13 protein-coding genes are annotated in these 16,802 nt (G+C 36.5%); 8 read left to right on the top strand and 5 right to left on the bottom strand.

The features are described from left to right. Nucleotides 1-6: 6 nt before the first annotated feature. Together EGI24_RS10115 and EGI24_RS10110 are read right to left on the bottom strand one after the other, a co-directional pair. Entirely contained in the window at nucleotides 7-327 is a 321-nt protein-coding gene (locus tag EGI24_RS10115; RefSeq protein WP_255048259.1) for a rhodanese-like domain-containing protein, read from the bottom strand. Nucleotides 328-425: 98 nt separating this feature from the next. Further along, the gene (locus tag EGI24_RS10110) at nucleotides 426-1,991 is read right to left on the bottom strand and encodes a GH3 auxin-responsive promoter family protein (protein ID WP_310586078.1); all 1,566 of its coding nucleotides are present in this window, start codon (nucleotides 1,989-1,991) and stop codon (nucleotides 426-428) included. A gap of 179 nt (nucleotides 1,992-2,170) precedes the next feature. On the opposite strand from EGI24_RS10110, the gene EGI24_RS10105 reads away from it, so the two are divergent. The 8 genes from EGI24_RS10105 (at nucleotide 2,171) to EGI24_RS10070 (ending at nucleotide 9,092) form a co-directional block, all read left to right on the top strand. Then, nucleotides 2,171-2,980 (top strand): UDP-2,3-diacylglucosamine diphosphatase, encoded by an 810-nt coding sequence (locus EGI24_RS10105; protein ID WP_255048258.1) that lies wholly within the window; start codon nucleotides 2,171-2,173, stop codon nucleotides 2,978-2,980. 11 nt (nucleotides 2,981-2,991) lie between these two features. Further along, complete coding sequence (locus EGI24_RS10100) at nucleotides 2,992-4,083, top strand: glycosyltransferase family protein (RefSeq protein WP_255048257.1); 1,092 nt, start codon at nucleotides 2,992-2,994, stop codon at nucleotides 4,081-4,083. A 623-nt stretch (nucleotides 4,084-4,706) separates the two neighbouring features. Beyond that, nucleotides 4,707-5,324, top strand: a complete 618-nt coding sequence (locus EGI24_RS10095) for a hypothetical protein (RefSeq protein ID WP_255048256.1) — start codon at nucleotides 4,707-4,709, stop codon at nucleotides 5,322-5,324. A gap of 26 nt (nucleotides 5,325-5,350) precedes the next feature. Continuing rightward, nucleotides 5,351-5,797: a DUF4279 domain-containing protein gene (locus EGI24_RS10090; RefSeq protein ID WP_255048255.1), complete on the top strand. Its 447-nt coding sequence runs from the start codon at nucleotides 5,351-5,353 to the stop codon at nucleotides 5,795-5,797. 147 nt (nucleotides 5,798-5,944) lie between these two features. Next, the gene (locus EGI24_RS10085) at nucleotides 5,945-6,559 is read left to right on the top strand and encodes a hypothetical protein (protein ID WP_255048254.1); all 615 of its coding nucleotides are present in this window, start codon (nucleotides 5,945-5,947) and stop codon (nucleotides 6,557-6,559) included. 177 nt (nucleotides 6,560-6,736) lie between these two features. Next, a complete protein-coding gene (locus EGI24_RS10080; RefSeq protein ID WP_255048253.1) occupies nucleotides 6,737-8,143 on the top strand; it encodes a DUF4274 domain-containing protein in 1,407 nt (468 codons plus the stop codon). A 276-nt stretch (nucleotides 8,144-8,419) separates the two neighbouring features. After that, nucleotides 8,420-8,761, top strand: a complete 342-nt coding sequence (locus EGI24_RS10075; RefSeq protein ID WP_255048251.1) for a type II toxin-antitoxin system RelE/ParE family toxin — start codon at nucleotides 8,420-8,422, stop codon at nucleotides 8,759-8,761. A gap of 4 nt (nucleotides 8,762-8,765) precedes the next feature. Further along, entirely contained in the window at nucleotides 8,766-9,092 is a 327-nt protein-coding gene (locus tag EGI24_RS10070) for a helix-turn-helix domain-containing protein (RefSeq protein WP_255048250.1), read from the top strand. Between the two features lie 375 nt (nucleotides 9,093-9,467). Here EGI24_RS10070 and EGI24_RS10065 read toward each other — a convergent pair whose 3' ends face one another. The 3 genes from EGI24_RS10065 to EGI24_RS10055 form a co-directional block, all read right to left on the bottom strand. Continuing rightward, nucleotides 9,468-12,233, bottom strand: a complete 2,766-nt coding sequence (locus tag EGI24_RS10065) for an alkaline phosphatase family protein (protein WP_255048249.1) — start codon at nucleotides 12,231-12,233, stop codon at nucleotides 9,468-9,470. Nucleotides 12,234-12,349: 116 nt separating this feature from the next. Next, nucleotides 12,350-14,359, bottom strand: coding sequence for a TonB-dependent siderophore receptor (locus EGI24_RS10060; protein WP_255048248.1), 2,010 nt, complete (start codon nucleotides 14,357-14,359; stop codon nucleotides 12,350-12,352). A gap of 17 nt (nucleotides 14,360-14,376) precedes the next feature. Next, entirely contained in the window at nucleotides 14,377-16,800 is a 2,424-nt protein-coding gene (locus EGI24_RS10055; RefSeq protein WP_255048247.1) for a bifunctional YncE family protein/alkaline phosphatase family protein, read from the bottom strand. Between the last annotated feature and the right edge of the window lie 2 nt (nucleotides 16,801-16,802).

Genomic DNA, 16,802 nt, shown 5'->3' with positions numbered 1-16,802 from the left:
AAGATTTTAATTGTTTAACCAAGCTTTATATCCACCAGAAAGTGAATGAGCATCAAAACCATTTTCAAGAAGTAAAGTAACTGCAAGTTTGCTCAATTCACCTCCACCACGATAAGCAACTCTCTGTGAAGTATTAGGAAGGGCTAAATTTTCAAAAGCATGACTATCACCTGCTTTTTGTCTTTCATAAAAACCATAATGCAGGCTATCTGGCATAAAACCATTGGCACGATGAGCTTCGGTTTTTATATCTAAGACATTAATATTAAACCCTTTAGAAAGAGACTTTCTTGAATCGGCGACGGAGATTACTTTAAATATGGCCATTTGAAAATTGATTTTAACCATGCAAAATTGCCAGTTGCAAAATCAATTTCCTTTAACAAATGATAAATAAGGAATTCAAATAAAAAATACTTGGGAGATTACTTACTTTGTAAAAACGCCTCCCAATCTTCTGCCATTTTCCCTTTCAATACCCTTGGAAATTTATGCTGACCACCCTCTTTTCCGTGGCTTTTCATCCAATCTATGAAAACACACGTAGGAAGTACTTTACAAAAAACGTTTTTTAAAGCATGGGTTCTTTCAGTTGCATAATCGTCATTTAAAAGCTTAATTTTCTCATCTAATCTCTGGGCCAATTCATTCTCATCTAAGCAATTGTCGCTACCCACATACCATTGATGTGCAAATAAGGGTGGATGTTTTTTGCCAATAACCGTAAACTCCTTGATGGTAATTTGCATTTCTTCAGCCACTTCCATAATAGCCTTGTTCATGTTTTCTACTGAAAGATGCTCGCCGCAAAGGCTTAAGAAATGCTTGGTGCGACCCGTAATGACAATTTCGGCAGTCTTTTTATCAATAAACTTTATGGTATCGCCTATTAAATATCGCCAGGCTCCAGCACATGTACTCATTAAAAGAGCATATTCTGTTTGTTCTTTTACCTCATTGATCATCAAGGTTTCTGGCTTGGCTTTTAGATTTCCTTCTTCGTCAAAATTAGCTTCAGTAAATGGAACGAACTCATAAAAAATGCCATTGTTTAACACCATTTGTAGGTGGCCATTTGGACGGGACTGGTAGGCTATAAAACCCTCTGAAGCTAAATAAGTCTCTAAATAATAAAAAGGTTTGGAGCCGTCTAGCAATTTACTAAAACCCTCACGATAGGGATCAATAGAAACACCACCCCAACCAAAAGCCACCAAGTTTGGCCATATTTGATGGATGTTTTCTACCTTATGAAAGGCTATAATTCGCTCAAAAAGAATTTGAATCCAAGCGGGTACGCCAGCCACAAAAGCCACATCCCAGTTTGGTGCATTCAGGGTTATTTCTTGTAATTTTTTCTCCCAACTTTTTTCTTGGCTGATGGCTTTTCCGGGTTTAAAAAACTTCTCAAACCAAAATGGCATTTTGCCTACGGTTATTCCGCTTAAATCGCCCTCAAAATGATCGTCAATTTGATTGAGCCTCGTGCTGCCGCCTAATAGCAAATATCCTTTTTCGAAAGTTTCTTTGGGCAAATCTCGAAAGTGACCTAATGTAACAATCTGGGCAATACTGGCTCTGTGGATGGCTTTTATCATGGCCTTGGTCACTGGAATGGCCTTGGAAGCGGCCTCAGAAGTGCCCGAACTTAGGGCAAAATATTTGACTTTGCCGGGCCAAGTGACGTCCTTTTTTCCATTTCGAGCTTTTACCCACCATTCATTGTACATTTTGTTGTAGTCATGAATCGGCACGATTTCCTTAAAGTCTCTGTAAATGGCTTGCTCTTTTTTTAGGGTTCTTATGCCAGCGATTTTCTCAAAATTATACTGTCGACCAAACTCCGTCTTTCGGGCTTTTTTCAGTAATTTAAAAAGCACCTTCCGCTGATGCTTAGTTGGCTTAACAATCCTGAGTTTTTTGATATTGGCTGTTAATGCAATACTTCTTTTGATGATACTCCCCAACAAGGCCATAATTATTTTGAACATTTTAGCATTTGCAAAATTAAAATGAACGGTAGGTTTATTTCGGGTATTCAATGTAAAGAAATTGTTTTATTTTCATTAAGAAATTACCTAAAACACTGATTAATAACTATTTCCTAATATTCTCGCTATTATTTAATAACAAACCGAGGGTAGTTTTGAATATTTAAATTTTACGTGTTTTGGAGGATATAAAAAAATATAAAACTGTCGTAATTTCTGATGTACATCTTGGCTCTAGCGGATCGAAAGCCGAAGATGCCACAACATTTTTGAAACAAATTTCATGTGAAAAACTGATTCTAAATGGCGATATCATAGATGGTTGGCAGTTGAAAAAATATGGCACTTGGCGAAAAAAGCACACAGGTTTTCTAAGGGTGGTACTCCGTATGATGGAAAAAGACAATACCAAAGTGATATATATACGGGGTAATCATGACGACTTTTTGGATCAGGTTATGCCTTTGGTGGTGGGCAAAAACTTTCAAATCAGACGTGATTATGTGCTAAAATCGGGAAATAAAAAATTCTTTGTAACCCACGGCGATGTGTTTGATTCTATTACCTCTCACATGAAGTGGTTGGCCTATTTGGGAGATATTGGTTATACATTTCTGCTTTGGATCAACAAGTTCTATAACCAATACCGCAGCTTTAGAGGTTTGCCCTATTTTTCACTTTCTCAGTCTATCAAGCAAAAAGTAAAAATGGCCGTCAATTTCATTTCTGATTTTGAAGAAAAATTAGCTGAATTGGCCAAAGCTCGACACTGCGATGGAATCATCTGCGGGCATATTCACAAACCTGACATTAAGACATTTGATGGCATTACCTATATGAATTCGGGCGATTGGGTGGAATCACTCTCTGCTCTGGTGGAAGACCACAACCACGAGTGGAGCTTGGTGTATTTCTACACAGTTCCCAAAAAAGAAATCCCACTTACACATGAAAAATTAACTTTAGAAGATTGGCCAAAGGCAGTTTAAACCAAAGAAATATGAAGTTTGCATTTATTATTCAGGGTGAAGGAAGAGGACATCAAACACAGTCCATTTCATTGGCTGAAATGCTAATCAGCAATGGCCATGAAGTAGCGGTTGCTCTTGTGGGCACCATCAATCCCAAAAAACTGCCCATACTATTACAAGAAAAAGGGAATTTCAAGATGGAGACTTTCCAGAGTCCGAGTTTGGTTTATGATCCAAAGACAAAAGCACTCAGTTTGCCCAAAACCGTGAAAAATGCTTTGCCCAATCTCAGAAAGTATATTTCAAGCATCCAGAAAATCAAAAGAATCATCGATCAACATCAGCCAGATATCATCATCAATTTTTATGATTTCTTGGGAGGTTTATACACCGCCTTTTGTAATCCAAAGGCACAGGTAATCTGCATAGGCCACCAATATTTGTTATTAAACAAAAACTTCAATCATCCTAAGAACCACTGGTTTGATAAACAAATCGTAAATTTTAATACCAGAATTACCGCACTAGGAGCAGATAAACTATTGGCTTTATCTTTTAGTGAATTTCCTGACGATAAATCAATTAGAACCGTTCCACCACTCTTAAGAAACGAGTTGGTCTATTATTCTACTGAAAACCACGGTTACATTTTGGTATATCTTACCCAAGCAGAGTTGGTCACTGAAATTTTTGAATATGCTTCAGAAAATCCACAAATTCAGTTTGAGGTTTTTATTGATAAGGTGATAAACGAGGTTCCAGAAAACGTCCATATCAATCCCATTTCTTCTTCAGTTTTCATTCAAAAAATGACCAAATGTAGCGGGATTATCAGCACTGCTGGCTTTGAATCTATCTGTGAGGCCATGTATTTGGGTAAACCCGCCTTGATGGTTCCGATCAAAAAACACTACGAACAACTCTGCAATGCCCACGATGCCGAACGTGCAGGAGCAGGGATTTATGCTCCCAAAATTGACGTAGAACTTTTCTTGGCATATCTAAAACAAGACAATATTCGCAACCACCAAGATTGGATCAATCAATCAGAAAGCATCTTTATGAGGGAATTGGGCTTATCCAATGTCGATTCAACCTCAGAAAAAATTCTAGCAATTTAGTTTTTCATTGGTCTCTGATTTTCCGAAAAACTTCAAAAATCATTTTGAAGAATAAATAATACACCTGTTTTTGCAAGCAAATGGTTTCATAAATACATTTTTTGGCAGGAAGCGTTAAATCCCGAACAATCATCCATAAGCAACTCAATAAGAATCCTTTAAACCAATACAAATCGAAGAAAAAAAATCAGGGCGACTTTCGGTAAAACCGAAACCGGGCTATCCGCTCCCGCTTCCCTCCTAAGGTCGGGAGAGCTCCGCTACTATCCCTGCCGCGAATCGGAATGCATGAGAGAAAAAATTGAGTTCTAATTCATAAGACAACCCAATGCTTTTTAAGACAATTAATGAGCAAATATGTATCTGGGAAAAGATAAATCGAAACTCAAATGAAAACTTGGAAAGTAGAAATATGAACAATATATTTGACTTTAATAAAATTAAAACACGAATATTCCCTTGAAAATATTAACGAAACTCTCTAATTCTCACAATAGCCTCATTACTAGTAGAATAATAAAAAATCAATAAAAATCTAATAACGATATTACCGAAACTCCAAAAATGAGTTTCGCAAACATACTCGTTATAGGGCATTTTAAAAGACGACACGACAAACAATAATGGCAACTTTAGGAAATATCGACAAACTCATTTTGACAACAAAAATCAACGACAAAGTTGTTGACAATTCAACCATTATGGACGAGAAAACCAAAGAAGCATTTAAGAACTTATCTAAATATACAAGAGATCTTTTAGAAAAAGAACCGAAGATGAATTCATACGGACTTAACTCATTGAAAATCGGAATTTTGACATATTGGAATGAGAGTGTAAATCCCGACACCGAAAGTTTTTGGACAGAGTTAAAAGATAACGGAATTGATTACGATAGAAAAGAACCGTTAAAATTTGCTTTAGAGAAAAGTCAATTCAGACGAGTTGACCAAGGAATGGACGCAAGAAAGCATTGGAGTGAACTTAAGAAACGAAAAGAAATCACAGATAAATACTCAAAAATAGAAATTGAAAAAATAGAAACAATAATTGCAGATGACGAAAATCGAAGACTTCAAATTCTAAAAAAGTGTTTGAGAAAAAACGAAATACCACAAACACAATATTTGAAATTTGGAGAGTGTATGGCTTATATGAGTAACTGTGGACTTTGGGACAAGTATTTTAACAAAGAAGAAGTTCAACAACTTTATGACATTTGGACAAACTTTAAAAGCTAGTGACCAAAGAACTAAGAAAAACGACAATGCAAATAGGAAACACATATGTATATTTTGCTTTGACTGGTGACAACTTTGACCCGCAAATTGTGACAGAGAGAATTGGAATTACACCAACTGAGAAGTGGCGTAAAGAGGACAAAGGAAAATACAAACCGACCTTAGATTATTCGTGCTGGAAATTATCTACCGAAAAAGGAAAAGAATATATAATGGTTGACAGTTTGGTGGATGAAGTGATTGGACAACTGTTTGTCAAAATTGAAATCATTATTGACCTAAAAAATCAGTTTGACTTGGATTCAGTTCTTGAGATAGTAATGTATATTGACACAAATGACGAACAATCGACACCAGCATTAGGACACGACCTAAAAACAATCGAATTTCTTCATCGAACACAGACAAAAACTGACATAGATATTTACAGATTCAATTCCGCAAATAATGAGACAGAGAAAAACGCCCTATAACAACGGTTTTGCAAAAGCTGGGCTAAAGTGCTAAATTGAGCATTTGTACTTTCTATTAGCTTTTGTACTAAATTTGAACTTTAGTACTATTAATCCCAGCCTTCGCAAAGCCGCAAAACGTTACCAGCAATATTTACACGACACTCTATGACAAACAGATTTCCCGAAATATTAACCAATGAAAAAATTAACGAAAGACAAATTGACTTTCGCAATGCTTTATTTGGTTTAGACAAAAATATAATTAGTATTGAAAATTTAGAATACTTGACAAAAATTTACAACTCAACAAAACAACTTAACATAAGAAATAAAATTTTAAAACTGTTGTATGACATTGACTTTGCGACATTAAAAGAATACTTTACAAATGCGTACAAGAAAGAACGATATTTAGATATGAAAATCTATGCTTTGCGTGGACTTTCAAATTTTGTTGGAGAGAAAGAGATTGCTAAACTGCTTGAAAAGTTTAATGAAACATTAGCAAAAAGGCAAGAAACGACACCATATAACTACCAAGAATACGAATTATTAAGAGGAAAAAATGCTTTACCTTTTTTAGTGGAAAAATATGGATATAGCTGTTTTAAAGAAACCTTGGAGCAAGTAAATAAACAATATAATGCAATGCCAGAAGCATTTAAAGGACATTTTACAACAGACGAGAATGGAGAAAGTGTAATGTTGAAAAAACCAGAAGAAATTAAAACAATTATGGACAAATTTTGGGAAGACGACAGAAAAAAATACGTCAAATAATACTGCTGGTAACAAGGGTTTTGCGTCAGGCGGTCTGAAGTGCAAAATTGAAGTTTTGTACTTCTATTGAAATTTGTATATTAGCTGAACGTTTAGGCTTCAAAATCCCGCCCGAACGCAAAGCCCCAAAACGTTGGCAGAAATTTTAAAACAAAGCCTCAAAAATAAAATTTATATATGGGATTATTTGATTTTTTTAAAAAGAAACAATTAGCAACAGAATTTGAAAATCCAGAAAACGATACATCTCCTCAGAATTCAAATTTTAATGAAGAATTAAATCTTGACACAAATAATTTTATATCAAAGTTTGCGAAATCATTCAATATAAATTTAACAAATTCGCTTAGGATAATATTCGAACCTGTAAATGGAGAATATTTCAATAAACTTGATCATGGCAAAGTAATTTCTTTAAATATTGGAAGTTTATTGTTAGCATCAAGAAAGATTCTAGCAAATACCGAAAATAAAATTAATTCTATAAATTTAGGAGAAATAGATATTTCAGATCTTAAAGATTTAAAGGATTTATATTTTGTTGCAGATAAAACAGATACGGAACGTTTAAATTATACGTTTGAGCATTCTCCAATTCTTGAAAAATTAGTATTTCAACATCATAATATAAAATCAATTGATTTAACAAAAAATACACATTTAATTGAGTTGAATTGTTCTTTTAATGAATTAGTAGGGCTTAATTTAAATAATAATTTTCGACTTCAAAAGCTCGATTGTCAGTTCAATAACATTAATTATTTAAACCTAACAGAAAATTCAAACCTTGAATTCTTGAACATTCGTTCTTTGCCAATTGATGGAAATAATATTTTGTTCCCAAAACAAAATAAAATTCAAGAGTTATTTATTGATGGGACTAAAATAAGTAATATTGATTTTTCAAATTTTGTAAACCTTCAAAGGCTACAAATTGGAAATGAAACACAAAATTTAGTAATTAATGAATGTAAATTTTTAAAATCAATTAGATTAATGAAATCAAATTTGGAAATTCTTGACATTTCTAAAAATGATTTTTTAACAGAGGTTTTTATACACGAATCTAAAATTGGAAATTTGACTTGTAATGAGCTACAATCATTTATAATTCCTGATATAAGTAAAAAACTAAATCATAAACCGAATTTAGAACAGAAAGATATAATTAAAACATTTGAATTACATTATAAGGTAATTAGCTACAATTGGGATGAGGGTTTAAGTACCTTAAAAAAAATACTTAAAGACCCCAATTGTGATATAGCGACTGCAACGGCTATCTTTTGGTTGGGGCAACCGAATTATTATCTACAATATCAAAAAGTTTCTGAAGTTCCAGACCATTCAAAAGAACAATTTAGCTTTTTAAAAAATTTAGAAAATCGACTATTAAATAATGATTTTTCTAAAAAAATTATTTCATTTAACCCTAAAACTCATGCAAATAATAATTGGACGACAGAATCATTAAACTTAGCAACTGCAAAAAGGGAGTTAGATGAAAATTTGAAAAAGGAAATAATTGGACAACCAATATCCCATTTCGATATAAGCCGAAAGTACAATTTGAATATTAAATAGAGTGATTAGATTGAATATAAAAAGAAGAAAAACTTCTGCCAACATGTCCTTGTTTCAAGTGGGGCTGTGGGAAGTGATTGAACATTAGGAACTTTAATATACATTTGAACAAAGTCTCAGCAAAAGGAATTCTATTTCCCTATCTGCAAAAAGCCCTTTACGCCTTGCGTCACACAGAAAATCAACAACAGACCAAAACTTGAAAAAAAAGTTGCTATATTTGGAAACCTTTTTTATCTTTGACCCAATAAACATTACCACAAACGACAGATATAAATGCAGTATTTTGAAACACGATTTTTAGAAGAAGCCGACAAATTCATTTCGACTTTGGACTTAAAAACAGCTAGAAAAGTGTTTTACAATATTGACCTTGCAGAACACACAAACGACCCAAAACTTTTAAAGAAACTCAAAGATGACATTTGGGAATTTAGAACACTTTATGCAGGACTTCAAATCAGGCTTCTAGCATTTTGGGACAAGACAGAAGGAAAAGAAACCTTAGTAATGGCGAAACACGGTTTTATCAAAAAAGTGGACAAAGTACCAGCAAACGAAATTGAAAGAGCAGTAAGAATTAGAGAAAAGTATTTTGACAACAAATTAAAAAAATAATCATATGGCAAAGACAGCAATCAAATCTTATTCACTTGCCGAAATGAAAGACAAGTACATTGGCAAGACAGGAACTGTTGACAGAGACGAGAATGAATATGAGCTAAATATGGAGGTTTTAGGGAGAATGATCAAAACTGCCCGACAAGAAAGAAATTTGACACAAGAACAACTTGGACAACTAATAGGTGTTCAAAAATCACAAATATCTAAACTAGAAAGCAGTACAAACAGTGCAACTATTCACACAATTTTGAAAGTTTTCAAAGCATTGAAAGCAGAAATAAACTTTAACGTGAAACTTGAAAAACAAATGATAAAATTAGCCTAAAAAAGGCCGAAAACACAACATGCCATTGTGTCAAGTAGGGCTAACGGAAGCAATTGAATATTAGGAACTTTATAATACATTTGTACTAAGTCTAATCAATGGGAATTCTATTTCCCCATCTGCCAAAAGCCCTGAACGTTATACACAAAAACAGTAATCCAAAAATCTTTGTTAAAACCTCAAAACAATAGAGATTAAAGATTTCTCTAAGTGGTATTTTTAGGTAAGAAAAAAAGTCCCAAAATTCAAGTACCAGTTTCGGCAATAGAAAGCTAGGTAAAGCTTGAATTCTATGACTTTTTCACACCCATCTTAATCTTTAAAAAGAATCAAGTATTTTCATATTGATTGGGGCAGAAGACCAACACAAATCCCTCAATTATTCTTCTGATGCTTATCGTCTTCTGCACGACGTTTTTGCATGGTTTCGGTTCTGTCCAGTTCCTCTGATTCATTGAAAGCTTTCCAGTCAAATTTTTCATCAAAAGGATCTAATGCTTTTTGAGGATCAAAGATTCTTTTGTCTGCTGGAAGTGCATTGAAGGGCGAAAAGTCTGGCGTATTGGTAAACAAATCTGATAAATCGGTGGCACTTACATCGTATTGGTTGAGATAGGGAATGCCAAATACTTTCCAGAAGGTTTTAAAAATACTACCAAAACTGTAATGTACATTGCCGATGTAGTTTTTCTTGGCATAAGGCGACATCACCATCAATACGCTGCGGTGGGCATCTACATGGTCAACTCCTCCCTGCGGATCGTCTTCGGTCACGATGATCATCATGTTTTTCCAGTATGGCGTTTTACTCAAAAATTCCACTGTGCGACCTAAAGCCAAGTCATTGTCAGCCATATAGCTTTCCTGAAAAGGCCAGCCAGCGTCGGGTCTTTCTTTGGAGCCGTGGTCGTTGGGCAGCTGCAAGGTGATTAAAGAAGGCAAGTTGTTATTGCTCCATTTCTCGTTAAACTCTCTCATAAATTCATCTGCCCTAAATTGGTCTGGTATGGCCATATTGTAGGTTGGGAAAGTCCGAGAGGATTTGTTGTAAAGCGGTGCCGCTATTGGGTAGTTGATGGTATAAACTTCTCCAGTATATTTCATGGTGCTATCTGAAAACGCACCAGCCATTTCTACGCCAAAACCAAAGTTGAATAAGTCCTTTTTGTTGCGATCCATGTGTTCCCAGAGCGAGCCGCCCTCGTTGTAATCTTCTGGATAAATACTGCCAGCCGAGCCATAAATTGACCAGTTGCCGGGAGCGTTTGATGAATCTTTCATACCTCTTTTGCCCCCATAGGATGCGGCCGTATTGGTTTCCACCCATTCGTTGGGATAGGTATTGACCAACCAGCGGTGTCCGTCGGCCGATACGTCGGAGTCACAAAAGAAATTATCAGAAATGGCAAATCTTTTGGCCAAAGCAAGGTGATTGGGCATGACGTTGGCATGTAAAACTGTCGAATCACCTTTGCGGTTTTTCACGGTTCTGTTTGTTCCAAATCTCGCCAATTCCGATTCTCCATTGCCGTTTTCTAATTGTCCAAAAACCTCATCGTAAGTACGGTTTTCTTTTGAAATGAACACAATGTGTTTGATATTATCAGATCCCACCAAAGCTTTTACTGGAATCACTTTATCCGCCTCTGACTTAACTTCGGCAATGGGCGTGAATTTAAAATTATTGTCGATAACTTTTTGGGTCAGCGTTTTTAATTCCTCATCGGAAGGTATGTCAAAAACCGAAACTGAGCCTTTCATCAAGCTACCGATATAACTGCCTTCGGCGGCTATTTTGAACGTGGAGCCTCCGTTAGGCCCACTACCAATACCTTTGGCATTGGCTACCACCAATTGCTTGCCGTCGGGCGTAACTTTCAGTTTGGATGGAAACCAGCCTGTAGGTATATACCCCTTGATATCCAACGTGTTGGCATCCACAGCGGCTACGGCATTTATTCCTGACAAAGCCACGTATAACCTATCTTGTTTGGGCGAAAGTGCCACACCAAAAGGAATCAATCCTCTCAAATTGCCCAACCTTGGTTCAGGATTGAGCATGAGGTTTTTAATCAGTTTCCCTGTTTTGATGTCAATTACCGACACGCAGTCGTTGTTGCCATTGGACACAAAGACCCTGTCATTGGTAGCCACCACAGAATTGGGACTGCTCCCTCCTACTGCCTCAAAGTCTTCAATTTTTTGTCCCACCAAAAATCCAGTTTTGATTTTTTTTATGTTTGCAGATGGGTCAACATTGGTTTTCTTGGTAAACTTTGAAACATTGTAAATCCAAACCGAGAAAGCCGCATCTACGTTGGGGTCGCCTAAAGGTTTCACGCCCTCTTTTTCGTTTCCTTCGATCATTTCTTTTGAACCGTAAATAGAGGAAGGCCATTTGTGTCCTGTATTTTTGAGGTCTTTTTTGTTTAAATCTGTAAAAGGACTGTATTCAAAAACACCCACATTGGCTACTACCAGGCTATTTTGGTCAGGACTGAGTGTCAATCCAAAAGGATAACGGCCAGTTGGAATATTGGCAATTAGTTTCTTTGTTAAAACATCTATTACAGCAATTCTAAAATTGAGCTGATCGGCTACAAATAAAAATTTCTCATCAGCCGTCAGCACCATATCACCCAAATAGCCATCAGAATAATCGATAGACTTATTTTTTATTGAGCAATTTATAACACCTAAGCTTTTGCCTGAATTCACATTAAAGAGAAAAATTTTGTTGGTATTCCCACCCGAAACATAGACGATAGTTTTGGCTTTATTGATCGCTAATCCCATAAAACAGGCCTCTAACATACCATTATCGGTTTTGGCACCTTCAGGAATCTGCTTAACAGTCGCTTTTCCAGATTTTAGTCCTTTAATGATATTGATAGAAAAAGGATTAATGCCTGAGTTGGAGGTGATGGCTATGTCTCCATCATGGCTTAAAATAAGTCCGAAAGGATGCGGAGCCGTGGTATACTGTTTGCCCAAAGGCATAATTAGCCTTCCGTTTGGAATGATGCTTACACCATCTTTATTGGCTTTGGCAGGCAGATTTCCAGCTGGAGCCGTGACCTCGTATTGGATTTGGGCTTGAGCCGTAATTCCGAATGTTAAAAGGAAGAGTAGTTTTTTCATATTTTTAGTTTTTCTCGCAAAGTCGCTAAGACGCCAAGGAGTATTTATTCTTTATTACCCTACAGACAATTGAATGAGCTATTACAGAGTACTTTTTTGATGAATTGATTTTGGTTCTAAATATTAAAAGAAACCGATCCAAAAGCTGACCTACCATAGCCATATACACCGGAGCCATGTGTTTTATAAGCTTTATTGCCTAAGTTTAAAACATTGAGGTTAAAATTAAAACGATTAATCGCATAGTTGGCATTCATATTAAAAACGGCGAAGCCAGGCGTTCCATCTTTTCCAATACGGTTGTCAGCAATATCACCAGAGGCCAACCTTTTTTGTGCTGTGGCGGCAGCCAAACTTGGTTTTATTTTTAACTTACCCAAAGCATATTCTAAGGCAAAATTTCCAAAAAACGGAGGCATTCTGCGTAAAGGTTCATTTTTGATGAGGTCTTGACCATATGTATAAGTCAGGAAAGTGCTTACATATAGATTTTCAATTATCCTATTTTTCGAACTCCACTCCAGGCCTTTGATTATTGCTTTTCCAGTGTTCATTTTGGCATAAACTTGATAGGTTTCTATCACCTGCCCAGCTACTTTTTCTCTGGTAATGAGGTCTTCCAGTTGGTTTTGAAAAACATTTATTTGAAACATTCCTTGTTTAAAATTCCCTTTTATACCCAGCTCAAACTGCTTCGATTTCTCAGGCCTAAGATTGTCAGAAGGTATCTCATATCGAAAATCCACAATGCCGAGTGTACCCATGTCGTCAATATTTGGAGCTCTAAAGGCCGTATTGAAAGAGGAATAAAGTCCGAAATTTTTACCCAGTTTCTTTAATACACTGAAATTATAAACCAAAGCACTGTTTTTGACTTCGCTGGTTCCTAACGTTTCGTCAGGAATTTGCATTTTCACGGCATTCCACCTTAAACCCGCATGGATTTGAAACGTTTTGAACGAAAACTGATGTAAACTAAAAATTGCGGAATTCAAATAAGAAGAATTGTTGGGATAAAGCCCTCTCTTACTGACTTTCACACCATTGGTTTCATCAATTTTCGAGCTATACACTTTGTCATCATAAGCTTCTATCCCTGAGGAAATTGTCCAATATTTAACTGGAAGAGAGATATTAGTAAAACTAAATCCCGAAGTATTTATTTGATCTTTTTCAAAACGAATTAAAGCAGCATTATTCTTTTGAGAAGTACGCTCTTCAGGGTTAAACTGGTGGCTCAAAGTGATGTTTTGGCTTGAAAAAAATCTGTTTTGTGTTTTGTTATCAAATTTTAAAAAGGATAAATTTCTGGCCTGAAATGAAATCTCATTTTGTTTGAAATCTTCGAGCAATATTTTATGATAAATCGGTACGTTTCTTTGTGCCAGATGCTGGTGAGCAAGCGTGAGACTGAGGTTCTGACTTAAATTCCAGATTCCTTTTGCTTCCAAGGCACTTTCATCATAACCATTTGGTGCCTGTCTTCCGATGTTTTTACCTCCCACCAAGTCGCCGAACTGTTTGACAGTTCCAGAAATCAACAAACCAAATTTACCTTTACTCAATTTTATCGCTCCACTAAGTCCCTTTTCCATATTTTGTGTGGAAATTCGCGTATTAATATTTAGTCCAAATTTCTTGTCAAAGTCAGGGTTATTGCTAAAAACCTGAATAAGTCCACCAATGGCATCGGAACCATACTGAACCGACCCTGAGCCAGACAAAACCTCCACACTTGACACCATAAAAGGATTGATGGTGTTGAGATACTGATTCGGTCCATATCGAAAAGTACTGTTATTCAACCTGATACCATCCACCAAAATGAGCGTTTGGTTGCCGGTGAGTCCTCTCAAAAACACAGAACCACCACCATGATTGGTTTTTTGTAGAAAATAATTTCCATTTCCATTAAAAAACTCAGGTAATGTTCGAGAATCAGAAGTTTGAAGTTCACTTTTGGAAAAACAAAAAATCCTTGCTGGAGTTTCCGAATTTTTTAATGATGACCGCATGGCCGTCACATTTACGGGTTCTAGTGTTTTTACCTTTAAAGAATCGGTGTCTTTTGCCATTGCAAACGACAGGGAAAAAGAAAACAACAATAAAAGGATAGTTTTACGCATATTCTGGAAAAATTATATTAATCTTTATCTACTATTTTTAAGAAAGCTCCTCGCTTTGGTGTGGGCATAGGTGTACCGATACCTTTAACGCTTTCCCAAACTATTTTGCTAAATTCTGTATCGTTGATTAGGTCTGGTTGAGATATGTCTATTTTTCCAGACTTTTCAGAATTGGCATTCTTTACATTCGGCTCGTCCAAATCGACATTGTTCTTTTTAGCAACAAATCGCTTGTTATTAGGCATTTTATCAAAACATCTCCACATGGGCGTTGCTGCGGCATCATACTGACTCATTGGAGGAATACCCAGAATAAGTTCCATCGTTCGCAACATCCCCGAGGTAGAATACATGGTGTGATCCACATATCCTCTTTTTACATACCCGCCTGCCACGTAGGCCGTTGAGCGGTGAGCATCTACATGGTCAGAGCCGTTTTGAGCGTCGTCTTCAAGAATAAATATAGCACTTTGCTCCCAAATACCTGAATTAGAAAGGTGTTCTATCAATCTCCCAACAGCCAAATCGTTGTCAGCCACCATGGCTTCAGTTGTTGGAAATCCCAATCTCGAACCAGCCGTGTGGTCATTACCTAATCGGATGATATTCATCTGCGGAATTTTGTTGATGGCTATTAATGAATCAAAATCTGCTTTCCATTGATCCACACGGGTAATGTCTTTTATGGCCAAATCGTAAGAGGCGAAGCTGCGACTGTAATTGTCCTTTAAATTTGGCAATTTCAAACGATTCTCCACAAACTCACCATAAGACCTAAACGAAACACCAGCTCTGTGGGCAAAATCCCAAATAAATCCGTCTTTGGGATAGGCAATAGCTCTTTGTCCTTCATAATCGTAAGAGCCGCCTCTACCACCATAACTAGCCACCCAAGTTTTTTCTACGTAATCGTTGGCGTAGGCAGCCGTTGACCAATTGTGTCCGTCGGCACTGACTTCAGCATCCACATAAAAATTATCAAGTAGTACAAATTCTTTTGCGATGGCGTGCTGGTTTGGGGTGATTTTTTCGGGAAAAAGACAAAGTGTACTGTCGCCGTTTCCTTCTTTTATATCACCCAAAACTTGGTCGTAGGTTCGGTTTTCTTTGATGACATAAAATACATATTTGATTGGCGATTTGTCACCAACTTTTCTAGGAATAGGATTTCCTGTTTCTCCGTCTGAGAGATTCTTTTTGTCGGTATTGTATGGCGTATTTTCATAAACTAATTTTGTAAGTCCATCCAATTCCTTTTCATCAGGAAAATCAAAAATCGATAAGGTGCCTTTAAAAAGTCCTCCGATGTATTCAGAACCACGGACAGCGGCAGGGTTTCCTCCTTTAAAAAGTGGGCTTCTTGAACTCACTGGATTGGGCCCTTTTGGATTCGGTTTCGAAGTAAACCCTTTGCCGTTGGTTACAAATACTTTTTGTCCGATGATTTTTATGGAGGTGGGATACCAACCCGTAGGTATAAAACCCAAAGCATGACTTTTGCCAATTTCTTCTACATCGAAAACCACCAAACAATTGTTATCGGCATTGGCAATCAGCAATTTATCTTCAGATTCATTCAAAGCCACAGCGTTGGGTGTAGAGCCGATTGGAGCATTTGGATAAAGTGAGCAATCCAATTCCTCTATTTTTTGATTGGTTTCGGTATCGATAACAGACACCACATTGGCGTTTCCATGAGATACAAAAAGCGTTTTACCGTTTTTTGTCAAAACCATATCGTTCGGATTTTTTTCTGTCGAAATATTTGCTCCTAACTCCATTTTTACCAAATCCACAATTTGAATGCTACTTCCACCCCACATCGAAACGAATAATTTGGATTGGTCAGGAGACAACATGCAAGTGTAGGGTTCGGCTGATAGCTTGATTTGCTTTTTTATGGATTTTGATGCAATGTCTAAAACATACAAAGTATTGTTGTCTTTGGCTACGACATAAATCAGGTCTTTGGTGGCACACAAACCCGCAGGCGAAACTTTTACTGGCCAAGGTTTATCCAAAACTATCTCACCGTCTTGTTCCAACTTATTATTAGAAATACTGTAAATCACCACTTTATTATCATTTCCACCTGATGCATATAGGTGTTTTTCATCGGGGCTAAATGCCAGTCCAACAAAGGACTTATCGATGGTTCTATCGTCCAATATCTGCTCCGTTTTGGCATCTATTAAAGTTATCGTTTGGGTTGATTGTCCATTATTTGTTACGGCCAAGTATTTTTTAGAAGGAGAAACCACCAAGTTTAATGGCAAATCTTGCAAAGCCAAGCTTTTCCCTATGGGTGTTAAAGACCAACCATTGGGCAAGGTTACTCTTTGTTGAACCATCGTTTTGAAATCAATTTTACTTGAACTTTTTTGGGAGCTCTTACAGCCTAAAAAGCCCAGAATCAAAAGGACTAAACAGTATTTTTTCATAT

The sequence above is a fragment of the Lacihabitans sp. CS3-21 genome, from assembly GCF_024343675.1.
Lineage (GTDB): Bacteria > Bacteroidota > Bacteroidia > Cytophagales > Spirosomataceae > Leadbetterella.
Note: the sequence above shows the minus strand (reverse complement) of the source record. Positions and strands in the feature narration are given on the sequence as shown.